Raw genomic sequence first — 23,349 nt, forward strand, 5'->3', positions numbered from 1 at the left:
AGTACCTCCGACCCCTCTCCACCCAGGTCACCACCGTCTACCGCCCAGCGGAGAAGTCTGTCTTCTCACAGCTGTGGACAACCATGTGGATACCTCAGTGGACCTGGGTCGGAGCCTGTGGATAGAGTTGTGAGGTCCGGCCTGGCCGGCCACCCGGTCCACCGGGATCGCCCGACACGCTGACGAGAGGAGACCGCCCACCGTGTCTCCTGAGCTCGAACACGTGTGGAGTGCCGTCCTCGACAGGCTCACCGATCCCGAACTGGCCAGCGACGACAACCCGGCGTTGTCCCGTCAGCAGCAGGCCTGGCTCCGGCTGGTCCAGCCGATCGCCGTGGTCAACGGATTCGCGATGCTCGCCGCCCCGTCGGCGTTCGCGCGCGACAACATCGAATCGGTTCTCCGCGGGCCCATCACCCGCGCCCTCAGCGCACAGCTCGGCGAACCCGTCGACCTGGCGGTCAAGGTCGACACCTCGCTGGCCGGCGGGCAACCGCCCACCGACGACCAGGATGACCAGGCGATCGACGCCGACGAGATCCACCGACCGGCGGACGAGGACGATCATCCCGCGGCCACCGCGCGACCGCGGAGGATGACCGAGGAGCAGATCGCCGCCGAGCGACTCCTCCACGGCAGCGACCGCGATGAGGCGCTGTCCGCGGCGACGGCGCCCGGACTCAACGAGCGCTACACGTTCAGCGCGTTCGTCCAGGGGAACTCCAACCGGTTCGCCCGGGCCGCGGCGCTCGCCGTGGCCGAGGCACCCGCCCGCGCCTACAACCCCCTGTTCATCTGGGGTGAATCCGGGCTCGGGAAGACCCACCTCCTCCACGCGATCGGGCACTACTCGCTGCGGATGTACTCCGAGCAGAAGGTCAAGTACGTCTCGACCGAGGAGTTCACGAACGACTTCATCAACTCCGTCCGTGACGGCCGCCAGAACATGTTCAAGAAGCGGTACCGCGAGGCGGACATCCTGCTGGTGGACGACATCCAGTTCCTCATCGGCAAGGAGCAGGTGCAGGAGGAGTTCTTCCACACCTTCAACACCATCCACAACGCCCAGAAGCAGATCGTCATCTCCTCGGACCGGCCGCCCAAGCAGCTGCAGCCGCTCGAGGACCGACTGCGGACGCGGTTCGAGTGGGGCCTGATCACGGACATCCAGCCCCCGGAGCTGGAGACACGGATCGCGATCCTGGACAAGAAGGCGAAATCGGAGAAGTACGTCGTCCCCCGTGACGTCCTCGAGCTCATCGCCACGCGCGTCCAGCGGAACATCCGTGAACTCGAGGGCGCGCTCATCCGGGTGGTGGCGTTCGCCTCGCTCAACGGACACGAGATCGACGTGCCGCTCGCCGAGATCGTCCTGCGGGACGTGGTCTCCGACGACGACTCGCTCCAGATCTCGGCGGCGACCATCATGGCGGTGACGGCGGAGTTCTTCTCCACCAGCATCGACGAGCTCTGTGGCACGTCCAAGACACGCTCGCTCTCCCGTGCGCGGCAGATCGCCATGTATCTCTGCCGCGAGCTCACCGACCTCTCCCTCCCCAAGATCGGCGTCACCTTCGGCGGCAAGGACCACACCACGGTCATGTACGCCCAGCGCAAGATCCTCAAGGAGATCAAGGACGATCGGCGTACGTACGACCAGATCCAGGAGCTCACCGCCCGGATCAAGGAGCGCTCCCGCTCGCTCTGAGGGCCCCTGACGCCGTCCCCTTCCTCCCATACGGGCGGATTCGTCGATTTCGTCCCCACGGCACGCTCGCGAGGCTTCCCGACCCCGCATCCGCGCGCCCTCAGGCCCGGATATCGCGCCGGGCGAGACCGCCCTCCGGGCCGTTCCCGTCGCCATCGGGTGCGGCCCGGGTCGTCGTGACGAGCGGCCCGGGCCGTCCCCGCGCGCGAACCGTGTCGGCATCGCGCGCGAACCGTGTCGGCATCGCGCGCGAACCGTGTCGGCCTATCGAGCGGCCTCTGTCGCCCCGTCGCGACCGCATCGCGACATAACCGAGACCCCCCGAGACCCCCTTCGTCACACCTCTCACAGCTGTGGACAAACCTGTGGGATCTTGTGGACCGTCGGTGGACTAAGGGTGGACAGAAACTTGTGATTCCACCGGGGCGCTCAACCAAATCACAAGAATCGACACCCGCGTCCACATGACGAAATCGGCGAAGACCTGTGATTACAGGTCTCGGCTCACAATTTCACAGGACCTACTACTACCTCTTATCTCTCTTGAGAGATCTTGTAAGAAGTAGGGATGTGGAGCGGCGAGCCTGCTTGACCGGGTTCCAGGACTCCATGTGTTCCCCGTCGGTCCGAGCGGTTACCCTCATGGAGACGTCCCACCGCTCACCGCGGCGACGCCCAGCACGACGCCCGAACAGACCACCCGTCCAGATACCGACGCCGGTATCCGCCCTGCCTGAAAGAGGTCATCGATGGAGATCACGGATCCGACGTTCCGCGTCACCCGCGAGGACTTCGCGGATTCCGTGGCCTGGGTCGCCAGGACCCTGCCCTCGCGGCCGTCGGTCCCGATCCTCGGCGGAGTCCTGCTCGAGGCCGACTCCGGTCTGACCATCTCGGGATTCGACTACGAGACCTCCGCCCAGGTATCGGTCCCCGCCGAGGTCTCCGAGCCGGGCAGCACCCTGGTGTCGGGGCGCCTGCTGGCCGACATCGCCCGCGCGCTGCCCGACCGCCCGGTCGAGGTCGTGGTCACCGCGCAGAAGATGTACATCACCTGCGGTTCGGCGAAGTTCACCCTCCCGACCATGCCGGTCGAGGACTACCCGCAGCTCCCGGCCATGCCGGAGGTCACCGGATCGGCCGAGGTCGACGCGTTCTCCCAGGCTGTGGGCCAGGTCGTCGTGGCGGCCGGCAAGGACGACACCCTGCCGATGCTCACCGGTATCCGCATGGAGATCGAGGGCACGCGCGTCACGCTCATCGCCACCGACCGGTTCCGGTTGGCGATCCGCGAGTTCGAGTGGGAGCCCGCCCGCGAGGACGTGGCCGTCGAGGTGCTCATCCCGGCCAAGGCGCTGTCGGAGGTCACCCGCTCGGCCGGTCACGGTGGTCGCGTCGACCTCAGCCTCGGTGCGGGATCCGCCGTCGGCGCCGAGGGCATCCTCGGCGTCCTGGTCTCCGGGCAGCGCACCACCACCCGCCTGCTCGACGCGGAGTTCCCCAAGGTCCGGCAGCTGCTGCCGCCCCAGCACACGTCCGTCGCGGTCGTCGAGGTCGACGCCCTCATCCAGGCGATCAAGCGCGTCGCGCTGGTGGCCGACCGCGGCGTCCAGGTGCGGATGGCGTTCACCGACGGCGAGCTGGCGCTCTCGGCCGGCGGCGATGACGCGGCGCAGGCCAACGAGACTCTCCCGGTGGATTTCGTCGGCGAGCCGCTGACCATCGCCTTCAACCCCGGCTACCTGCTCGACGGGCTCGGCAGCATCCACTCGGCGCGGGTGGCCTTCGGGTTCACGCAGCCCAGCCGGCCCGCGGTCCTGCGCCCGGCCCCCGAGACCCTCCCCGAGCCGGGCGCCGACGGCGCCATCGCCCCGGTCGAGTCGGACCACACCTACCTCCTCATGCCCGTGCGCCTGCCGGGCTGAGCCCGCCCCCCGGGACCGATCCGGTATGCACCTGCGTCACCTCAGGCTCCTGGACTTCCGCTCCTGGCCGCTGCTCGAACTCGATCTCGAGCCGGGGGTCACGACCTTCGTCGGCCGCAACGGCCACGGCAAGACCAACGTGCTCGAGGCGATCGGCGTGCTGGCCAGCCTCCGGTCCCACCGCGTGGCGACCGACGCGCCGATGATCAGGACAGGGGCGGCCACCGCCCTCGTCGGAGCGCTGGCCCACAACGCCGGCCGGGAACTCACTGTCGAACTCGCGCTCAACTCGGGCAAGGCCAATCGCGCCAGGCTCAACACCTCGCCGTGCCGCCGCCTGTCCGACATCCTCGGGGTGGTCCAGTCCGTGCTCTTCGCCCCCGAGGACCTCGCCCTCGTGCGTGGCGAACCGGCCGAGCGCCGTCGGCTGCTCGACGAGCTCATGGCCCAGCGTCGGCCCGCCCTCGGCGGCGACCTCGCCGAGTACTCCTCCGTGCTGCGCCAGCGCACCGCGTTGTTGAAGTCCGCCTCCGGCGCGCTGCGACGCGGCCGGCAGGAGGAATCGGCCGCGATCCTGGACACCCTCGACGTGTGGGACGGTCGGCTGGCGGAGATCGGAGCCCGGTTGGTGGTCGGGCGGATCGACCTCCTCCGGCAGTTGCGGCCGCTCGTCGTCGACGCCTATCGCGGGCTGGCACCGGAGTCGCGGCCCGCGGATCTCACCTACCGGTTCCGTGTCGCCGACACCCCCGACGAATCCGAGCTGACCGACCCCGGGCTCGTGGAGGCGGTCCTCCTGTCGGAGCTCGGTCGCCGGCGGCGCGACGAGATCGACCGCGGCATGTCCCTCGTCGGACCGCACCGGGACGATCTCGTCCTGACCCTCGGCGACGAGCCCGCGAAGGGCTTCGCCAGCCACGGCGAGACATGGTCGTTCGCGCTCGCGTTGCGGCTCGGATCCCTCGAGTTGTTCCGCGCCGACGGGGCCGAACCGGTCCTGCTCCTGGACGACGTCTTCGCCGAACTCGACCGCCACCGTCGTGCCGCGCTCGCCGACGTGGCGGCCGGGGTGGAGCAGGTCTTCATCACCGCGGCGGTCGGGGAGGACGTCCCGCCGGGCCTGCGGGGCGTGCGTCATGACGTCGTGATGGCCGGCGAGGGCCGGGATCGTCACTCCGGTATGACACTGTCACGACCGGGGGATGACGGGGTCGACGACGACGAGAACACCGATACGGAAGGTGGGGGCCGGGCATGACGGGCGGAACCGGCGGGGACGGCATAACACCGTCCGACCAGCCACAACGTGGTTATGACATCGCCAAGAAGGCGCTCGAAGAGGCCAGGGCGAAGGCGCGTGCGGAAGGCAAACAGGTCGGCCGCGGGCGGACGGGCCCGGTCGGGGCGGGGCGCCGCCTGCGCAAGCGCGGGTGGACCGGGTCCGGGGCGGACCCGTGGGATCCGCAGCCGCTCGGGCGGCTCGTCGGCCAGGTCGCCAAGAAGCGGGGCTGGGAGGACAAGGTCACCACCGGCCGGCTCTTCGCGGAGTGGGACCGGATCGTCGGCGAGGACGTCTCGGCGCACGCGACACCGGAACGCCTGGAGGAGCAGATCCTCCACGTGCGGGCGTCGAGCACCGCGTGGGCCACGCAGCTGCGGCTCATGTCCGCGGACATCCTGCGCAAGATCGCCGCGGCCATGGGGCCGGGCCACGTCCGTCGTCTCAAGATCGAGGGGCCGGAGAAGCCGAGCTGGCGTAAGGGTCCGTTGCACGTGTCGGGGCGTGGCCCCCGGGACACCTACGGGTGAGGGTCGGGCGTGCCCCCGGCCCGTCCGCGGGTTACCGCAGGTAGACTGGGCCGGTCCCAGACCCCCGAGACGCGAGGAGATCGCACGTGGCGGACGCCAGGAGCACGGCCGACAACGGCGGAGCCAAGGAATACGGCGCTTCATCGATCACCGTCCTCGAGGGGCTCGAGGCCGTCCGGATGCGGCCGGGTATGTACATCGGCTCCACCGGCCCGCGGGGTCTGCACCACCTGATCTGGGAGGTCGTCGACAACTCGGTCGACGAGGCCATGGCGGGCCACGCGACCGGCGTCAAGGTCACCCTGCTGGAGGACGGCGGCGTCGAGGTCATCGACGACGGCCGTGGCATCCCGGTGGAGATGCACGAGTCCGGCATGCCCACCGTCCAGGTGGTCATGACGCAGCTGCACGCCGGCGGCAAGTTCGACTCCGACTCGTACGCGGTCTCCGGTGGTCTGCACGGCGTCGGCATCTCGGTGGTCAACGCGCTGTCGACCCGCGTCGAGGTGCAGATCAAGCGCGACGGTCGCCTGTGGAAGCAGGACTTCGACATGGCCGAGCCGGCCGAGCTGGTCGACGCGGGGCCCGCCGAGGGGACCGGGACCAAGGTCCGCTTCTGGGCGGACCCGTCGATCTTCGAGACCACCGAGTACGACTTCGACATCGTGGCCCGTCGCCTGCAGGAGATGGCGTTCCTCAACAAGGGACTGACCATCACGCTGACCGACCGCCGGCCGCGCGCCGAGAAGGCGGCGGAGCTCGACGCGATCGCGGACAGCGAGGGCGTCGGCCCGGACTCCGCGCCGGGTTCGGACGAGGGCTCGGACCTGGCCAGCGCCGTGGACGCCGAGCAGGTGTTCGTGGAGGGCGCCGGCGAGGGCGACGAGGCGGCGGCCGAGCCGGCCAAGGTCCGCGAGCGCAAGCGCACCTTCCACTACCCGGACGGGCTCAAGGACTACGTCAAGGCGATCAACAAGTCCAAGACCGCGATCCACCCGACGATCCTGTACTTCGAGGGCAAGGGCACCGGCCACGAGGTCGAGGTCGCCATGCAGTGGAACTCCGGGTACTCGGAGTCCGTCCACACCTTCGCCAACACGATCAACACCCACGAGGGCGGCACCCACGAGGAGGGCTTCCGCGCGGCGTTGACCTCCCTCGTCAACAAGTACGCGCGCGACAAGAAGCTCATCAAGGAGAAGGACCCCAACCTCACGGGTGACGACATCCGCGAGGGCCTGGCGGCCGTCATCTCCGCCAAGATCGCGGATCCCCAGTTCGAGGGGCAGACCAAGACCAAGCTCGGCAACACCGAGGTCAAGGGCTTCGTCCAGCGCCAGGTGTCCGAGCACGTCGGTCACTGGTTCGAGGCCAACCCGGCCGAGGCCAAGGTGATCGTCAACAAGGCGATCGCCTCCAGCCAGGCGCGCGTCGCCGCCCGCAAGGCCCGCGAGATGGTCCGCCGGAAGTCGGCGACCGACATCGGCGGCCTGCCCGGCAAGCTCGCCGACTGCCGGTCCAAGGACCCGGCCAAGTCCGAGCTCTACATCGTGGAGGGCGACTCCGCCGGCGGCTCGGCCAAGTCCGGCCGCGACTCGATGTTCCAGGCGATCCTGCCGCTGCGCGGGAAGATCATCAACGTCGAGAAGTCCCGTATCGACAAGGTCCTCAAGAACGCCGAGGTCCAGGCCATCATCACGGCGCTGGGTACCGGCATCCACGAGGAATTCGACATCGACAAGCTGCGGTACCACAAGATCGTGCTCATGGCCGACGCCGACGTCGACGGTCAGCACATCTCGACCCTGCTGCTCACGCTCATCTTCCGGTTCATGAAGCCGCTGGTGGAGAACGGCTACGTGTACCTCGCGCAGCCGCCGCTGTACAAGCTCAAGTGGGGCAAGGGCGAGCCGGACTTCGCCTACTCGGACCGCGAGCGCGACGAACTGCTCAAGATCGGGCTGGAGAACAAGCGCAAGATCAACGTCGACGACGGCATCCAGCGCTACAAGGGTCTGGGCGAGATGAACCCCAAGGAGCTGTGGGAGACCACCATGGACCCGACGGTCCGGACGCTCCGGCAGGTCACCCTCGACGACGCCGCGGCGGCCGACGAACTGTTCTCGATCCTCATGGGCGAGGACGTCGACGCGCGCCGGAACTTCATCACCCGGAACGCCCGCGACGTCAGGTTCCTCGACGTCTAGATCCGGCCTCGCCGGAAACCCGCGCGAGACGCGGTGACGGTGTCATGATTGCCGGGTGAGACAGACCGCGGTCACCGCGATCGGCCGGGTGGCCGTGGCGTCGGCGTGCGCCGCGGCCCTGGTGGCGTCCGGGTGTGGCAGCGAGGTCTCGGGTCAGGGCTCCGTCGACGCCGGGCCGGCGCTCGTCATGCCCGGGTCCCCGCCCTCCCCTCCGGGTGCGGTGGAGCCGCCACCGGCGAACGCGGTGGTCGACTACCAGATCGGCGGGGCGTACCCGCCGGCCGCGGAGGTCGGGATCGTCATCCGCGACCGGTCGCAGCCGCCGGTCGACGGTGTCTACTCGATCTGTTACCTCAACGCCTTCCAGGCACAACCGGACGAGGCCGGGGACTGGGCCGTCAGCGCGCCCGATCTGGTGCTGCGCGGCGCGGGCGGGGTCGCGGTCGAGGACGTCGAGTGGGACGAGCCGCTGCTGGACATCTCGTCGGAGGGCAACCGGTCCCGCCTGGTCGAGATCGTGGACGGCTGGATGGCGGACTGTTCCGATCGCGGGTTCCGGGCGGTCGAGCCGGACAACCTGGATTCGTGGACGCGCTCTCGCGGGCTGCTGACCAGGGCCGACGCGGTCGCGTACGCGACGCTACTCGTCGAGCGGGCGCACGCGCGTGGTCTCGCCGTCGCGCAGAAGAACGCCGCGGACCTGTCCGACGAGGAGCTCCGTCGCATCGGCTTCGATTTCGCGGTCGCCGAGGACTGCCAGCGGTACTCGTGGGGGCGGGGTTCGGAATGTGACCGCTACATGTCGGTGTACGGCGACCGGGTGATCGAGATCGAGTACAGCGACGGCGGGGTCCGTGTCTTCGAGACGGCGTGCCGGGTGCGCGGGGATCGTCTCTCGATCCTCCTGCGGGACCGCGACGTGGTGCCGCGGGGGGAGCCCGGTCACGTCAACCGGACCTGCTGACCGGCGCGACGTCGGGGTTGAGGTATCCGACGGATCCCCACGGGTGGGGCAGGCCGTCGGCGGCGAGGCCCACGTAGCCGGCCCCGAGTTCGACCGATCTGTCGAGCGCCTCGCGGGCCCGGTCGGGCGGGCAGTCGTAGACGAGGTGCCACAACCGCGTCGGGTCGACGCCGTCGGGCGCCGCTCCGGGGGCGGTGAGGTGGGTGTCGAGATCGGTCTCGCGGATGCAGGTGAGGTCCAGCTGTCGGATCACCCGGGGGTGCGGAACGGTTCCGGGGTTGCCGGCGAGGTACGGCGCCCCGTCGCGGCGGAGGGTGTCGGTGAGCCCGGTGAGGGCGGCGAGGGCGCCGGGATCGGGCCGTCCGTCAGGGTTGGTGCCGGAGATGACCTGGTCGAGGAACAGTGAGGTCACGCCGTAGTCGTCGCGCCAGCGCCGGGCGTCGGTGCGGATGTCGCGGACGCTCCGCCGTCCGTAGTCGGTGTCGACGTACCCCAGGATGGTGGGGCCGTTGCGGGTGTCGGTGGCGCGGAGGGCGTCGACGAACACCGGGTCCGTGGTCCGTCCGGGTCCGGAGTCGACGTTGACGACGACGAGGTCGGCGGCTCCGGGACGCAGCACCTGCTCCCACAGCGCGCGGTCGTAGACGGGGTGGAGGTACAGCGGCACGGCGGCGCGTGGCGTGGTCACCAGCTGTGGGGGTGGAGCGCCGCGGTGACGGCGTGATACACGGCGAGGAGGCAGGCTCCGCAGAGCATGGCGATGCCGACGGGTACCGGTAGCCCGAACCGGAGGGCGCCGAAGCCGAGGCAGGCGAGCGCCGAGATCCAGACGGCCTCGGCCACGCGTCCGGCGCGGAGGACGATCGCGGATCCGAACGCGAACACGGCGAACTCGGGTGCGACCACCCAGAGGACGACGATGTCGGGGACGAGTCCGGACGCGGGGTCCTCGGCGATGCCGAGGATCCTGTCGACGACCCATGTGGCGGACATGGTCGCGAAGGCGATCACTCCCAGGTAGATGAGGGTCCGGACGAGGACCCCGCGCAGGACGAACCGCCAGCGGCCGGATCGGTAGGACAGGGACTTGAGTCGTATCCCCAGGTCCTCGATGGCCGGGTCGCAGAGCGCGGCGGCGAGGATGACCGCGATCGACAGGGGGATCCTGTCGTCGGAGTCGGCGAGGTTGAGCGCGAGGAGCAGCGCGGTCGACATGAGTGCCGCCTGGCAGGTGCCGTCGAACGCGGCCCGCAGGTCGTCCCGGGAGGGTGTCGTGGGCGGGAGGGCGGTGGTCATCCGGTACGTGCGAGCGGCGAGCAGGGCGCCGCCCAGGGAGAGGACCCCGAGCGCGAGGATCGGGATGAGCGTCGCCCCGAGGACGGTGGCACCGATGGCGACCGCGGCGCACCCGATGGCGAGAACGGTGAGCAACCGGAGGCCGCCCAGGACCGAGATCAGTGTCAGGGAGGCCGCGTACAGGGTCCATGCGCCGCAGAGTGCGGCGGTGGGCAGTGCGGGTGCGTTGCCGAAGTACCAGGTGGCCGCGGTCACCCCGCCGATGAGTGGGATCGCGACGAGTGACGCGAGCCCGACCGAGACCCGGGCGGCACCGGTGAGGTCACCCAGGCCGGCTCTGCGCCACGTGACGAATCCGAGGAGCTGTCCGAGGATCCACCCGGAGAGTCCGGTGGCGACGATGGCGATCGACAGATCGGTCCCCACGCCGACGGTCGCGGGAGCACAGAGCGCCATCACCACCGCCCCGGCCAGGAGCAGGAGCGCGCGGACCCATCCCTGTCGGTGTGCGCGGGGGCGGACGCTGACGGTCTCGCCTGATCCGGGCGCGAGGGCCGGGAGCGTGCGGGCGTACTCGTAGACGTCCCGGGCACCGTGTCGCCGGGCCAGTGCGTCGCCGAAGCCGGAGGCCTCGAGGTGGGCGGCCACGTCGAACCGGTCGACCGCTGTCCCGACGAGGCTCTGGTGGGCTTCGTCGGGCACGGCGGCCACGACGAGCGGCCGCGCGGGCAGGGGTGACCGCCTGAGCGGGTCCGGGACGGTGAAGGACTCGCTCATGACGCCACACCCGCGAGGTAGGGCAGTGCGCCGCCGGTGACGTGGTGGGCGTGCGGGCCGACGGCGATCTCGTACCAGCCCCGGAAGGCGCTGATGCAGTCGTCCAGCGCGAACGACCCGATGGCGTGCTCGCGGGCGCGCCGCCCGGTCTGCTCGCGGAGCTCGTCGTCGAGGAGGTATCGCAGGCACTCGTCCGCGAAGGCCGCGGGGTCCTTCGGCGGCACGAGCCCGCCGAGACGTCCGTCGTGACCGACGGCCTCGGAGACCCCGCCGACGTCGGTGTTGACGGTGACGCGGCCGCACATCATCGCCTCGATGGTGGTGAAGGGCAGGCCCTCGGAGATCGAGGACAGGGCGATGACGGATCCGGCCTCGACCGCGGGGCGGGGCCCGGCGGTGGGGCCCTCCCAGGTGACGCCGTCGGCGACGCCCAGATGGTCGATGGTCTGCTCGATCGAGCGCTTGTACGCGGCGTTCCCCGGCGGGCACGGTCCGAAGATCCGCAGCCGGGTGGTCGGCAGGTGTTGGCGGACCAGGGCGTACGCGCGGACGAGGGTGTCCAGGTCCTTCAGTGGGTCGATGCGGCCCACGAAGCTGATCGTGGGCACGGCCGGTTCGGCACCGACCGGGGGCATCGTCGACACGTCGACCCCGTTGCGGACGGTGTGGATCCGGGACGCGTCCGCTCCGAGGCGGACGGCCCAGCGGGCGTTGAAGTCGCTGACGGGGAGCAGGAGATCCGCTTCGGCGTAGACCAGCACGCAGAGTGCGCGCAGGGCGGTGCACACGGCGTAGCGAGCGGACCAGCTCAGCTGGGTCCCGGCCAGTGCGAGGTAGCGTTCCCGCAGGTAGACGCCGTGTTCGGTGAGGATGAACGGGACCCCGTCGCGCCATTTTCGGGCGAGTCCGACCAGCGAGGAGCTGCCGTTGGACGAGGCGTGGACCAGGTCGACGTCACCGAACCGGACGTCGGTGGCGCAGAGGGTGCGGTCGACGAGGGTGGCGGCTTCGACCGCGTCCCCCACGCTGAGCCGGGCGGACCGGTCCAGCGCGGGGGAGTGGCCCCACCACGCGTCGAGCAGGGCCTCGGCGGAACTCTCCGACCCGAGGAGTCGGAAGAGGTCGCCGCCGCCGGCCGCGAGTACCTCGCGGAGCGCCGCGCCCAGGAGGGCAGGGTCGTGGCGCACAGTGCCGTCGGCGACCGTGATGGTCTCGGCGGGCGGCAGTATCGCCGCCCAGAGGGCGCGGAGCGCGGCCCGTAGTCGGGCCCGCCTCCGCCGGGTGAGGAGCTGGCTCTCGGGGAGGCCGGCCCGGACGGGTGCCCACACCGGGTAGAGGGTGGTGGCCCGCACCTGACGCGGGACGGCCCAGGTGATCGGTGTACGGCTACCACCCGTGAGGGTGACGACCTCCCATGTGTGGTCCGGCATCCCGCTCACCAGCTGGTCGCACCAGGTGCTGACGCCGCCGGTGTTGACGGGGTAGGTTCCTTCGTTGATCAGGGCGATGCGCATGACGTCAGCGCCCCGCCGGTTGGCCCTCGCCCACGGCCCCGACGCGCGTGGCGTCGTTGATCGGCGGTACGACCACCGAGTTCTGACCGGGCGAGGGGGCTGAGGCCGCCCCGGCGGCGCGCGGGACGGCGCGGGCGGCGACGGCCGGCTCCTCCGCCTCGTCGGCGGGCGTGAGGAACCCGGCTTCCTCCCCGAGTTCGATGGTGACCTCGCCCCCGGCGGGGACCGACACCCATCCCGACTTGGAACCGGCGTAGGGATCACCTTCGAACGCCGAGTCCCCGCGGGTCGTGATCGGCACCTCCACGGCCGTGGCGCCGTTGTTCGCGACCACTAGGGTCGAGCCGGTCACGGTGGCCGTGACGGCGTCGGCCGCGGCCGCCCACGCCGCCCGCCGCTGCATCTCCAGACCCAGGTCGGAGTGCGAGGGGTTGTGCAGCGGCGCCGACACGTCGTCGAAGAGCCCGCGGTAGTCGCGGAGCATCTTGTCCAGCACCGGGTAGAGGATCCGGTCGCCGGTGAGGTTGGACTGGTGCACGTAGTGCGGGCGCGGGTCCATGCTCAGTGCGTGACTGAGTGCATGGCGCGCCTCCTGCGGCACGATGTAGTCGGCGAACCCGGTGCCCAGCGGCAACGGCGCGTCGAGGCAGGTCGAGGCGGCGTTGGTCTCGCAGATCCCGGATCCGCCGGCGGCGCGGGACGTGTAGATCCAGTTGTACTCGTCGACCGCGTTCGCCACGGTCGAGGTGTTGTAGTAGATGTTCATCGGGTGCCGGGGCACGGTGAGCGCGTCGCCCAGCTGCCGCTGGTCCCGCTCGATGGAGGCGTCGTCGGCGATCCAGGTGACGCCCGTGGCGGCCAGGGCTGGCGCGAGGGCGGGGTTGTCCGTCCGGGCGGGGCCCGACGCCGTGCCCGAGTGCTGACCGGTGACGAGTTCGGTGGGATCGAGCGGGACACCGTTGGCCTGCGCCCAGTCGATGTTGCGCTGGATCTGCTCGGTGATCGCCGCCGTGTCCAGATTGTCGAGATTGGCGTGGTCCCACGTGTGGTTGATCCAGCGCAGCTGGTCCTTGGCGGCGAGCAGGGCTTCGGTGAGGCCGTCGCGGTCCGTGGCGCCGGAGGCGTTGAAGGTCATGTCCAGGGCGATGCCGCTGGAGTTCTCCCAGTCCGTGGCGGTGGCGACATCCGCGGCGGTCATGCGTGACTCGGTGAGGGTGCCCGGAGCGGGTGTGCCCTGGCAGTCCACCCCGAAGGTGCAGTTGTCCGCGGCGTTCCACTCGTCGTCGGCGAGGAAGACGTCGTCCACCTGGACGTTGAAGGCGTTGCGGTAGAGCGACGTCGACACCCCGCGGGTCAGCCACGTGATGATCCCGTGGGACAGAGCCTTGAAATGCTGCTGGTACTGGTTCATCGCCACGGTCATCACCAGACGCTCGCGGGTGCCCTCGGTGTGGACACCCATCACCACGCCCCCGCCGGCGGCCGGGGCTGTGAGCAGCGGGCGGAAGGTCCCACCGGGGACCGGGGTGGCCGCGTATCCCCAGGATTCGTCAATGGTCGGGCTGAGATCCTCGAAGGGGACGGGCCCGTCGAGGTAGGTCCACTCCCCGGCCAGCGCGTCCGGGGTCAGGGTGGCGGTGGTGCCGTCGAAGGTCGTGCCGTTCGGAGTGCTGACGAGACCGACGCTCTCCTCCGGAGTGACGTTCGCGGTGACCTCGCGGATGCCGTAGTCGGCGGTGAACCGGTCGATCGCCGCGTTCTCCTCCGGGCGCAGGCCGGTGCGCTGGGCGGTCACCGAGACGATGCCGGCGTAGCGGGCGGTCGTGGTGGCGTCGTCGGCCAGCAGTTCGCGGGTGATGGACCGGCGGTTCGGGTCCTTGAGGTTGATCCGGTCGACCTCCACGCCCTCGGCGGCAAGACGGGTGGTGAACGCCTCCCCGCTGAAGTCACCGTCGTCGATCACCAGTACGCGCAGCTCGACCGTCGCCCGGACCTCGGCGGGAGGGGGCGTGGTGGTCGGGATGGTGCTGGAGGTCGGCGTCGTGCTCGCCGGCGGCGGGGTCGATCCCCCCGAACCGGATGACCCGAGGGACCCGGTCTGAGCGGTCGCGAGACCGACCAGCGGAACGGTGATGGCGCCGGTGACGGCGAGAGCGGTGGCGGCGCGGAACCCGGTGCGCTGCAGAGGCGAGAACCCCGAGCCCGAGCGTCCACGCGCGGCGGCGTTGAACATGAATATCCCTGTTGTAAGTGCCGCCACTCCCGATCCCCCTCGGGAGTGGCGGCGTCCCCCCGGGGACCCGGACCGAGGCCCGGATCCCCTCGCACGGTGCTCCGTGCGACAGATGAAAGTGTGCGCCGGGCGACGGTGCTGCACAACAGTTCTGACCGGATCTCTTCGTAAGAAAATCTCTTCACTATAAGACAGCCTTTACTTAAACATTCAATTACACGGCGAGGTGAGGGCGCGGGGATAGCAGACGCGTCACCGAACAGGAAATGTGTCCAACTAGGCGTGATCACGGTGTACACACTGACAAACTGGCCGATAAGCCCTCGCTGGGAGCGATCGGAGAACTGAGAACAGGTCGGCGGATCTGAGAACTGGACGGTCGGCCTACTATGTCGTGTGTTCGTGGCCCCGGAGGCCGTGTCGCTGCGTCGGAGGCCGACCGGCGTCGTCGGATCGGCTCGCGGGGCCCCCGGAACAGCCCCCCGAGGGACCCGCGACGAGGTGCCGGCGGGCTCGACGCGCGGCCCCGGGGGGCGCGGCTCGGGGTGCGTGGCTCGGGGCGCGGCCCGGGGTCGGCTCGGGGTGCGCGGCCTGGGGCGGCCCGGGAGGGTGCGGTCAGGGAGGCGCGTTGGGGGTCGTTCCCGCTCCACCCTGGCGGGTCGTGCAGAGGCGTGGCGCGGGCGGAGGGACCGGACGTCCCGGCTCCCGCGCGCGCCGACCCTGCGTTTCCGCTGGTCCTATAGACTGGTCCGGTCGAAGCGTGCCCAGTGGCGCTGTTTCGAGCGCGAGACGAAGAGGAGCCCATGACGGACACGACGTTGCCGCCCGAGGCCGGGGGTCACGACCGGATCGAGCCGGTCGACATCCAGGCCGAGATGCAGAGAAGCTACATCGACTACTCGATGAGCGTCATCGTCGGCCGCGCACTCCCGGATGTGAGGGACGGGCTCAAGCCCGTGCACCGCCGCATCCTCTACGCGATGTGGGACAACGGCTACCGTCCCGAGCGCAGCTACGTGAAGTCGGCCAAGCCCGTCGCCGACACGATGGGCAACTACCACCCGCACGGTGACTCGGCGATCTACGACACGCTCGTCCGTCTGGCGCAGCCGTGGGCCATGCGCTACCCGATGGTCGACGGTCAGGGGAACTTCGGCTCCCGCGGCAACGACGGCGCCGCGGCCATGCGCTACACCGAGTGCAAGATGACCCCGCTGGCCATGGAGATGGTCCGGGACATCGACAAGAACACGGTCGATTTCCAGCCGAACTACGACGGTAAGACGTCTGAGCCGGTCGTGCTGCCCTCGCGCATCCCGAACCTGCTGGTCAACGGCTCGAGCGGTATCGCGGTCGGCATGGCCACCAAGATGCCGCCCCACAACCTGCGCGAGGTCGCCGAGGCGATCTACTGGTGCCTGGACAATCCGGACGCCGACGAGGAGGAGACCCTCGCGGCGTGCATGGAACGGATCAAGGGTCCGGACTTCCCGACGCACGGTTACATCGTCGGCGAGCAGGGGATCAACGACTACCAGTCCACCGGGCGCGGCTCGATCCGGATGCGGGGCAAGACCTCGATCGAGGAGGAGGGCAACCGGACGGTCATTGTCATCACGGAGCTGCCCTACGAGGTCAACCCGGACAACATGATCCTCTCGATCGCCGAGCAGCTGCGCGACGGCAAGATCGCCGGGATCTCCAAGATCGACGACGAGTCCTCGGACCGTGTCGGCCTGCGCATCGTCGTCACTCTCAAGCGTGACGCGGTGGCCAAGGTCGTGCTCAACAACCTCTACAAGCACTCGCAGCTGCAGACGTCGTTCGGTGCGAACATGCTGTCCATCGTCGACGGCGTCCCCCGGACCCTGGCGCTGCACCACCTCGTACGCCTGTACGTCACGCACCAGGTCGAGGTCATCGTCCGGCGGACCCAGTACCTGCTCGACGAGGCCGAGAAGCGGGCCCACATCCTGCGCGGCCTGGTCAAGGCGCTCGACGCGCTGGACGAGGTCATCGCACTCATCCGGCGGTCCGAGACGGTCGAGGTCGCGCGGGAGGGCCTCAAGGACCTCCTCGAGATCGACGACGACCAGGCCCAGGCCATCCTCGACATGCAGCTGCGGCGCCTGGCGGCCCTGGAGCGGCAGAAGATCGTCGACCAGCTCGCCGCCATCGAGCTCGAGATCGCCGACTACAAGGACATCCTGGCCAGGCCCGAGCGTCAGCGCGCGATCGTCGGCGACGAGCTGCGCGAGATCGTCGAGAAGTACGGCGACGACCGTCGGACCCGGATCATCCCCGCGGATGGTGACGTCACCGACGAGGACCTCATCGCCCGTGAGGACGTCGTCGTCACCATCACCGAGACCGGGTACGCCAAGCGCACCCGCACGGATCTCTACCGGGCCCAGAAGCGCGGCGGCAAGGGCGTGCGCGGGGCGGAGCTCAAGCAGGACGACATCGTCCGGCACTTCTTCGTCTCCTCCACGCACGACTGGCTGCTGTTCTTCACCACCAAGGGCCGGGTCTACCGGATCAAGGCCTACGAGCTGCCCGAGGCCAACCGGACCGCGCGCGGCCAGCACGTGGCCAATCTGCTGGCCTTCCAGCCGGAGGAGCGGATCGCCGGGGTCATCCGGATCAAGGGCTACCAGGACGCCCCGTACCTCGTCCTGGCCACCAAGAACGGCCTGGTCAAGAAGTCCCGGCTCGAGGACTACGACTCCCCGCGCTCGGGCGGCCTCATCGCCGTGAACCTCCGCGACGGCGACGAGCTCGTCGGTGCGGCGCTCGCCGGCCCGGAGGACGACCTGCTGCTGGTGTCGGAGAAGGGTCAGTCGATCCGATTCCACGCCAACGACGACACGCTGCGCCCGATGGGTCGCGCGACGTCGGGTGTCATGGGCATGCGGTTCAACGACGGCGACGCGCTGCTGAGCATGTCGGTGGTCCGGTCCGACTCGGACGAGGGCAAGTACTTCCTGCTGGTCGCCACCGAACGCGGCTACTCCAAGCGCACCGCGCTGAGCGAGTACACCGCCCAGGGACGCGGCGGCAAGGGCGTGCTCACGCTCATGTTCGACCCCAAGCGCGGCAAGCTCGTCGGCGCGACGATCGTGGAGCTGCAGGACGAGCTCTACGCGATCACCTCCAGCGGCGGCGTGATCCGCACGTTCGCCAAGCAGGTCCGCAAGGCCGGCCGGCAGACCAAGGGCGTGCGTCTGATGAACCTCGCCGAGGGCGACTCGCTGCTGGCCATCGCGCGCAATGCGGACGAGCCCGACGACGAGGACAAGGCCGAGGCCGAGTCCATCACGGAGGAGTAGGCGATGACCGACCCGACCGAACCGGCCGCCGAGGGTCCCGAGACCGGGGGGTCCACCCCGGCGCCCGGGTACGGCGGGTCGGAGACCGGAGCGAGCGCCGCGGCGACCACCGCGTTCCCGGCGGCGCCGCAGCACCGGGCCGAGGGCGTCAGCGGCGGCGTGTCCAGGGCCCACTCGGGCGGGGCGGCCGGACGCGCCGCCCCGGTGGTGCCACCGACCGAGCGTCGTGGGCCGCTCGAGTCCGTGCTGGTGCTCAAGCGGATCGACCCGTGGTCGGCGTTCACCACCGTCCTGGGGCTCATGTTCGCGCTCTACCTGGTGTGGATGGTCGCCATCGGGGTGACCTACCTGCTGCTGTCCGGCATGGGTGTGTGGGACCGGCTCGGCGGGCTGCTGTCCGGTGTCGCCGGCGACGAGTCCGCCTCCGTGATCGGGCCGTCGACGATCTTCCTCTACAGCGGTGGCGTCGGACTGCTCAACGTCCTGCTGCTGTCGATCCTCGCCACGCTCGCGGTGTTCATCTACAACCTCGCGGCCGGCCTCACCGGCGGGGGAGTGCAGGTCACGCTCAGTGACCGGCGCGTGTGACACGGCGACGTGAGGGTGCCGGGGACCGCGTCCGAGATGCCGATTTGGGCCGGAGCGGGGACGTCGGGTAGATTCACTCCTCGGTACGAGGGCCTATAGCTCAGGTGGTTAGAGCGCCAAACTGATAATTTGGAGGTCGGAGGTTCAAGTCCTCCTAGGCCCACTCCGCCAGGCAGACGCCGGATCCGCTCGACGCGGTCCGGCGTTTATGCTTGGCGGTGACGGGGCCTTAGCTCAGTTGGTAGAGCGCTGCCTTTGCAAGGCAGATGTCAGGGGTTCGAATCCCCTAGGCTCCACTCCCATCGGCCCCGGCCGCGCCCCGGCCGCGCACCCACCCGTCCCCGCCGGGCGGAGACCGTCCCGGTCGGAGAGGGGCACCGTGCAGACCACCACCCGCTCGTCATGGGTGCCGTTCGTCCTCATGGCCCTGGTGGTCACCGTGGCCCTGGCGTCCAGCGCCACCCCCTCGCCCCTGTACGTCGACTACCAGCAGTCGTGGGGCGTCGGCGGCACCACGATCACGGTGGTCTACGCCGTATACGCGCTCGCGGTCCTCGTGCCCCTGTTGTTCCTCGGGAGGCTCTCCGACGCGATCGGCCGCCGCCCCGTGGTCCTCGCCGGGCTGACACTGCTGGCGGTCAGCATGGGCATGCTCGCCGCCGCCCCGTCCGTCGCCTGGCTCGTCGTCGCCCGGATCATCCAGGGACTGGCCGTGGGCCTCGTCACCGGCTCGGCCCCGGCCGCGCTCATCGAGCTGCACCCGACCCGGGATTCACGGGTCGGCGCCCTCACCAGCAGCTCCACCACCAACTTCGGCATCGCCGGCGGAGTGCTCCTCGCGGGCGCCGTGGCCACCTCGTCGTCGTCCCCCCTCGTCCATCCCTACCTCGTCATCGCCGGCGCCACCCTCGCCCTCCTGGTGGCGGTGGCCACCCTCGTGCCGGAGACGGCGGGCGGCTCCTCCACCGCACGCGAGGCGCTGCGCCTGCGTCCCCCCACGGTCCCGGCCGAGATCCGGACGACGTTCGCCCTGGCCGCCGTGTGCGTGACCGTCTCGTGGTCCGTCGGCGGCGTCGTCCTGGGCCTCGGCGGGGCCATCGCGCGCGACCTGCTGGGCCGGTCCGACTACCTGGTCACCGGACTCGTCGTGGCCAGCCTGCAGGCGTCGGCGGGGGCCGCCCAGCTCGTGTGGAACCTGCGGTCCGGGCCGGAGCGGTGGCGGCTCGGTGTGACCGTCGGGGTGGGCGCGCTCGTCGCGGGGCTGCTCGTGGCGTCGGCGTCGCTGGAGGCCGGCACGGTGGCTGGCTTCGTCGCCGCGGCCGCACTCACCGGCCTGGGGATGGGCCTGCTGTTCCTCATGGGCAACACGCTCGTGGCGCAGAGCGCGCCCCCGGCCGTGCGCGGGCAGGTCTACTCCGCGCTGTTCGTCGTGGCCTACATCTCGCTCGGGGTGCCGGCAGTGGTCGCGGCCGTCATCGCCGAGGGCATCGGGCTCATCCCCGCCTACCACGTGCTCGCGCTGGTCATGGGACTGGTCGCGATGGGGGCCCTGGTCCCCGTCTCACGCTCCCGCCGGGCCTGACGACCTCACCGGCCGGTGCTCCGCGCGGGCCCGCCCGCGCCGGAGATCAGGCGCCGAGCGCCGGCGCCCGCGCGGGGGGTCAGGCGCTCAGCGCCTGCGCGGCGGCCACGACGCCCAGCGCGGCGAGACCGGTACGGAGGCGGTCCGAGGCCAGCAGGGCCGCGATCCGGGGCCGCGTGACCTGTTCCCGGGCGATCCCCGAGTGCAGCGGCACGACGCCGGCCGTGACCGCGGGCGCGGCGAGGGTCGCCGCGCAGGCCACGACCGTCGCGGCCAGCCCCGCACGTTCGCGCGAGCGGATCGACCCGTAGGCCGACCACGCCACCGCCCCGAGGCCCGACGCGTACAGCGTCAGGGCCACCGGGGCGATCCGGCGGGCGTGATCGGCCTGCCGCTCGGCGATCCCGTGCGTCGGGCCGTCGAACAGCTGCGGGTAGACCACCGAGGTGACCATGGACTGGAAACCCAGGTGGGCCGCCGACGTCGTGAGCAGCGCGAGCCGACCGGCCCGCAGCGTCGGATCGGCGGACGCGCGACGTCGGCGGCGGTTCATACGCGCCACGCTACCTCTCGCGGGACCGTCCCAGCAGGGCCCGACCCTCGCCGTCGTCGGTCATCGCGCGCGCGGTGCGCAGCACCACCCGCCACCCGCGGTCGGGCGCCTCCACCGACCCGCGTCGCTCGAGTTCCCACCGGCTGGCCGTCACGCGCACCACGGTGTACCGCCCGGGCTTGGAGGAACGCACCACGAGCTGGGTGTAGCCGGTGGCGACGGCGCGGTCGCCGTCGAGCAGGACGACCGGAAGGCTCGGGACGTGCCCGCAGCCGTGCGCGATGAGCCCCTGGTGCGCGTCACCGGTCACCATCTCCACCAGGCCGTCGTGGCCCTCCAGGCGGCCGGTGTCCACGTCGTAGACGCCGTCCGAGGTCCACAGCTCGGCCACGCCCTCGGCGTCGCCGGAGTCCACGCGCGGGGAGTAGGCGGCGAGGATGCGCAGGATCGCCAGTTCGTCCTCGGCGGCGGCGAGGCGGTCGTGGGTGGTGGTGAGGCGCGCCTCGAGTGAGGCGAGGCGGGCGTCGAGGGAGTCGAGGCTCAGGGCCTCGGAGGAGGAAGTCATGGCCTCCACATTAATGCGCCGACTCAGAGGGTGAACACGTTATAGTTCCGGGTATGGCGGACACTACATCGGACACCGGTCCATCGGTCTTCACGGCGGACGTCGTGGTCGTGGGAATGGGCATCGCCGGGGCGTGCGCGGCCATCGAGGCCGCCGAGGCCGGGGCCACGGTCATCGCCCTCGAGGGCGCGTCCGGGCCCGGCGGGTCCTCCGCGCAGTCGGGCGGCGAGGTCTACCTGGGCGGCGGCACCGCCACCCAGGCCGCGCTCGGCATCACCGACACGGTCGAGGACATGCGCGCGTTCCTCACCGCCGCACTCGGACCGAACGCCGACCAGGCCAAGATCGACGCCTACTGCGCCGGTGCGGTCGAACACCACGACTGGCTGGTCGACCACGGCGCGGTGTTCAACCACAAGCTGTGGGACACACCCACCTGGATGCCGGGCGACGACTCGGGCCTCATGTGGATGGGGGAGCGGGCCGAGCCGTACGCGTCGCTGGCCAGGCCGGCCGCGCGCGGACACCGCCCGCCCGCCCCGAACTTCGCCGGCAACGTCCTCATGGACGCGCTCGTCGCCACCGCCGAGAAGGCGGGCGTCGACCTGCACTGTGACGTCAAGGCGCGTTCGCTGATCGTCGAGGACGGCCGCGTGGTGGGCGTGCGCGCCACGCAGTTCGGCGCCGAGCGCGAGTACCGCGCCACCGGCGGCGTCGTGCTCGCCACGGGCGGGTTCGTGGACAACGACCGCATGCTCGAGCAGTGGGCCCCCCAGCAGCTGGGCAAGGACAAGGTCTCCGACGGCCGCGACGACGGCTCGGGTATCGAGATGGGCATGGAGGTCGGCGCCGCCGTGCGCCGCATGCACCAGACCGAGACCGCGATGCTCATCATCCCGCGCCTGGTCGTGGGTTCGATGCTCGTCGACGGCGACGGCCAGCGCTTCATCAACGAGGAGGTCTACCCGGGCCTGTACTGCCACGCCGCCGTGCACCACCGCCGCCCGCCGGTGTGGGTGATCGTCGACGAGAAGGGCATCGAGGACGTCCCGGAGTCCGAGCTGTGGGGCATGCAGCCCATGCACGCGGCCGAGACCATCGAGGAGCTGGCTGCCGACTGCGGGCTGCCCGCCGACGCGCTGGCCGACCAGCTGCGCCGCTACAACGAGGGCGCCGCCCGCGGCGAGGACCCGCAGTTCGGCAAGAGCGCGCAGTGGGTGCGCCCGCTCGAGCCGCCGTTCGGCGCGTATCCCACGGGGGCCGGCGGCCCGGACACCTTCAACGGCCTGCCCCTCAAGGCCCAGGGTTTCACGCTGGGCGGCCTGCACACCGACCTCGACTCCCGGGTGCTCAGCCGCTCTGGCGAGCCCGTTCCCGGCCTGTTCGCCGCGGGCCGCTGCACGCACGGTCTCCACGGTGACGGCTACATCTCCGGCACCTCCCTGGGCGACGGGTCGTTCTTCGGCCGTCGCGCGGGCCGGGGCGCGGCGGCGGCGCCCGGTACGGCCGGGGCGTCGGTCGGCGCGGACGCCGTCGATCCGGTGCAGGCGTGAGCGGGCAGGTCGCCGTCGTGCGGCGGGAGCGACCGGACATCGACCTGGGTCCGTTGGACCCCGCGCGTGACGGTGGCCGCCCGGTCGACCGGATGGACGACGACGACGACGAGGGCCTCTACGCCCTGGTCGAGCAGGTGCGCCGGATCCGCGCACTGACCACCGGCGGGATCTTCGACACCGACCTGGGCCCGCTCACCGCCCGGCTCCGCGAGGTGGCCGACGAGCTCGAGGCCGCGTCGGCGAGCCCCCAGCACCGGCAGGAGGTCAGCTGGAGGGCGCGCCGCTACGTCCCCAACTGCCCGATCATCGGCCGGTCCAACGTGCTCGCGCCGCCGGCGGAGTTCGAGCTGCTCGAGGACGGCACCGTCCGGTCCGAGATCACCTTCGGGCTCGAGTACCAGGGCCCTCCGGGCTGCGTGCACGGCGGGATCGTGGCCCTGCTGTTCGACGCGGTGCTGGGCCGGGCCAATCACCACGCCGGGACCACGGGGATGACGCTGTACCTCGACCTGGACTACCGGAGCCCCACGCCGATCCTCGAGCCGATCGTGGTCACCGGCCGCCAGGTCCGCGTCGATGGCCGCAAGGTGTGGGCCCAGGGCGCCATCCACCACGGCGAGCGCCTGTGCGCCACCGCGGAGGGCCTGTTCGTCATGCCCGATCAGTGGGTGGCCGAGTACCAGCAGCACCGGGACGAGGACGGGACGTAGCCCGCCGGGCCGGGCCGCGGGGGGTGGTGCCCG

The 23,349-nt window shown here is 70.8% G+C and carries 17 protein-coding genes and 2 tRNA genes; 13 read left to right on the top strand and 6 right to left on the bottom strand.

The window, feature by feature from the left end:
• Positions 1–202 precede the first annotated feature (202 nt).
• The 6 genes from dnaA (at position 203) to RWK90_RS08615 (ending at position 8,613) form a co-directional block, all read left to right on the top strand.
• Positions 203–1,708, top strand: a complete 1,506-nt coding sequence (dnaA, locus tag RWK90_RS08590; protein ID WP_314036779.1) for a chromosomal replication initiator protein DnaA — start codon at positions 203–205, stop codon at positions 1,706–1,708.
• A 749-nt stretch (positions 1,709–2,457) separates the two neighbouring features.
• Positions 2,458–3,633: a DNA polymerase III subunit beta gene (gene dnaN / locus RWK90_RS08595; protein ID WP_314036781.1), complete on the top strand. Its 1,176-nt coding sequence runs from the start codon at positions 2,458–2,460 to the stop codon at positions 3,631–3,633.
• 25 nt (positions 3,634–3,658) lie between these two features.
• Positions 3,659–4,891: a DNA replication/repair protein RecF gene (gene recF, locus RWK90_RS08600; protein ID WP_314036783.1), complete on the top strand. Its 1,233-nt coding sequence runs from the start codon at positions 3,659–3,661 to the stop codon at positions 4,889–4,891.
• Positions 4,888–5,442, top strand: a complete 555-nt coding sequence (locus tag RWK90_RS08605; RefSeq protein WP_314036785.1) for a DciA family protein — start codon at positions 4,888–4,890, stop codon at positions 5,440–5,442. Before recF ends, RWK90_RS08605 begins: the two co-directional genes overlap by 4 nt.
• A gap of 86 nt (positions 5,443–5,528) precedes the next feature.
• Complete coding sequence (gene gyrB, locus RWK90_RS08610) at positions 5,529–7,649, top strand: DNA topoisomerase (ATP-hydrolyzing) subunit B (protein ID WP_314036787.1); 2,121 nt, start codon at positions 5,529–5,531, stop codon at positions 7,647–7,649.
• Positions 7,650–7,704: 55 nt separating this feature from the next.
• Positions 7,705–8,613, top strand: a complete 909-nt coding sequence (locus tag RWK90_RS08615) for an endo alpha-1,4 polygalactosaminidase (protein WP_314036789.1) — start codon at positions 7,705–7,707, stop codon at positions 8,611–8,613.
• Here RWK90_RS08615 and RWK90_RS08620 read toward each other — a convergent pair.
• The 4 genes from RWK90_RS08620 to RWK90_RS08635 are packed head-to-tail and all read right to left on the bottom strand — an operon-like array spanning position 8,597 to position 14,433.
• Positions 8,597–9,301, bottom strand: a complete 705-nt coding sequence (locus RWK90_RS08620; RefSeq protein WP_314036791.1) for a spherulation-specific family 4 protein — start codon at positions 9,299–9,301, stop codon at positions 8,597–8,599. The two genes, RWK90_RS08615 and RWK90_RS08620, sit on opposite strands and share 17 nt — an antisense overlap.
• Entirely contained in the window at positions 9,298–10,686 is a 1,389-nt protein-coding gene (locus tag RWK90_RS08625) for a hypothetical protein (protein ID WP_314036793.1), read from the bottom strand. Before RWK90_RS08625 ends, RWK90_RS08620 begins: the two co-directional genes overlap by 4 nt.
• Positions 10,683–12,200 (bottom strand): DUF3492 domain-containing protein, encoded by a 1,518-nt coding sequence (locus RWK90_RS08630; RefSeq protein WP_314036795.1) that lies wholly within the window; start codon positions 12,198–12,200, stop codon positions 10,683–10,685. The genes RWK90_RS08625 and RWK90_RS08630 overlap by 4 nt, the downstream gene beginning before the upstream one ends.
• 4 nt (positions 12,201–12,204) lie before the next feature.
• Positions 12,205–14,433 carry a hypothetical protein gene (locus RWK90_RS08635; protein WP_314036797.1) on the bottom strand — a complete coding sequence of 743 codons (2,229 nt, stop codon included), beginning with the start codon at positions 14,431–14,433 and terminating at the stop codon, positions 12,205–12,207.
• Positions 14,434–15,236: 803 nt separating this feature from the next.
• On the opposite strand from RWK90_RS08635, the gene gyrA reads away from it, so the two are divergent.
• The 5 genes from gyrA (at position 15,237) to RWK90_RS08660 (ending at position 19,932) form a co-directional block, all read left to right on the top strand.
• Positions 15,237–17,762, top strand: coding sequence for a DNA gyrase subunit A (gene gyrA, locus RWK90_RS08640; RefSeq protein ID WP_314036798.1), 2,526 nt, complete (start codon positions 15,237–15,239; stop codon positions 17,760–17,762).
• A 3-nt stretch (positions 17,763–17,765) separates the two neighbouring features.
• Positions 17,766–18,350, top strand: a complete 585-nt coding sequence (locus tag RWK90_RS08645) for a DUF3566 domain-containing protein (protein WP_314036800.1) — start codon at positions 17,766–17,768, stop codon at positions 18,348–18,350.
• 89 nt (positions 18,351–18,439) lie between these two features.
• A tRNA-Ile gene (locus RWK90_RS08650) sits at positions 18,440–18,513 on the top strand.
• 60 nt (positions 18,514–18,573) lie between these two features.
• Positions 18,574–18,646, top strand: a tRNA-Ala gene (locus RWK90_RS08655).
• A gap of 5 nt (positions 18,647–18,651) precedes the next feature.
• The gene (locus tag RWK90_RS08660) at positions 18,652–19,932 is read left to right on the top strand and encodes an MFS transporter (RefSeq protein WP_396230303.1); all 1,281 of its coding nucleotides are present in this window, start codon (positions 18,652–18,654) and stop codon (positions 19,930–19,932) included.
• A 79-nt stretch (positions 19,933–20,011) separates the two neighbouring features.
• Here the strand turns inward: RWK90_RS08660 and RWK90_RS08665 are convergent, their stop codons facing one another.
• Together RWK90_RS08665 and RWK90_RS08670 are read right to left on the bottom strand one after the other, a co-directional pair.
• Positions 20,012–20,485 carry a hypothetical protein gene (locus RWK90_RS08665; protein ID WP_314036804.1) on the bottom strand — a complete coding sequence of 158 codons (474 nt, stop codon included), beginning with the start codon at positions 20,483–20,485 and terminating at the stop codon, positions 20,012–20,014.
• 10 nt (positions 20,486–20,495) lie between these two features.
• A complete protein-coding gene (locus RWK90_RS08670; protein WP_314036806.1) occupies positions 20,496–21,050 on the bottom strand; it encodes a nuclear transport factor 2 family protein in 555 nt (184 codons plus the stop codon).
• Positions 21,051–21,103: 53 nt separating this feature from the next.
• On the opposite strand from RWK90_RS08670, the gene RWK90_RS08675 reads away from it, so the two are divergent.
• Positions 21,104–22,603, top strand: coding sequence for an FAD-dependent oxidoreductase (locus RWK90_RS08675; protein WP_314036808.1), 1,500 nt, complete (start codon positions 21,104–21,106; stop codon positions 22,601–22,603).
• Positions 22,600–23,316 (top strand): PaaI family thioesterase, encoded by a 717-nt coding sequence (locus RWK90_RS08680; RefSeq protein WP_314036810.1) that lies wholly within the window; start codon positions 22,600–22,602, stop codon positions 23,314–23,316. The genes RWK90_RS08675 and RWK90_RS08680 overlap by 4 nt, the downstream gene beginning before the upstream one ends.
• Positions 23,317–23,349 lie beyond the last annotated feature (33 nt).

Origin of the sequence: Dietzia sp. CH92 (genome assembly GCF_032248695.1) — a bacterium.
Classification (GTDB): Bacteria; Actinomycetota; Actinomycetes; order Mycobacteriales; family Mycobacteriaceae; genus Dietzia.

Excerpts from the sequence above, each read along its gene's own strand:
- dnaN (WP_314036781.1), top strand. The coding sequence starts at position 2,458 with ATGGAGATCACGGATCCGACGTTCCGCGTCACCCGCGAGGACTTCGCG.
- recF (WP_314036783.1), top strand. The coding sequence starts at position 3,659 with ATGCACCTGCGTCACCTCAGGCTCCTGGACTTCCGCTCCTGGCCGCTG.
- RWK90_RS08605 (WP_314036785.1), top strand. The coding sequence starts at position 4,888 with ATGACGGGCGGAACCGGCGGGGACGGCATAACACCGTCCGACCAGCCA.
- RWK90_RS08625 (WP_314036793.1), bottom strand. The coding sequence starts at position 10,686 with ATGAGCGAGTCCTTCACCGTCCCGGACCCGCTCAGGCGGTCACCCCTG.
- RWK90_RS08630 (WP_314036795.1), bottom strand. The coding sequence starts at position 12,200 with ATGCGCATCGCCCTGATCAACGAAGGAACCTACCCCGTCAACACCGGC.
- RWK90_RS08635 (WP_314036797.1), bottom strand. The coding sequence starts at position 14,433 with ATGTTCAACGCCGCCGCGCGTGGACGCTCGGGCTCGGGGTTCTCGCCT.
- gyrA (WP_314036798.1), top strand. The coding sequence starts at position 15,237 with ATGACGGACACGACGTTGCCGCCCGAGGCCGGGGGTCACGACCGGATC.
- RWK90_RS08645 (WP_314036800.1), top strand. The coding sequence starts at position 17,766 with ATGACCGACCCGACCGAACCGGCCGCCGAGGGTCCCGAGACCGGGGGG.
- RWK90_RS08665 (WP_314036804.1), bottom strand. The coding sequence starts at position 20,485 with ATGAACCGCCGCCGACGTCGCGCGTCCGCCGATCCGACGCTGCGGGCC.
- RWK90_RS08670 (WP_314036806.1), bottom strand. The coding sequence starts at position 21,050 with ATGACTTCCTCCTCCGAGGCCCTGAGCCTCGACTCCCTCGACGCCCGC.
- RWK90_RS08675 (WP_314036808.1), top strand. The coding sequence starts at position 21,104 with ATGGCGGACACTACATCGGACACCGGTCCATCGGTCTTCACGGCGGAC.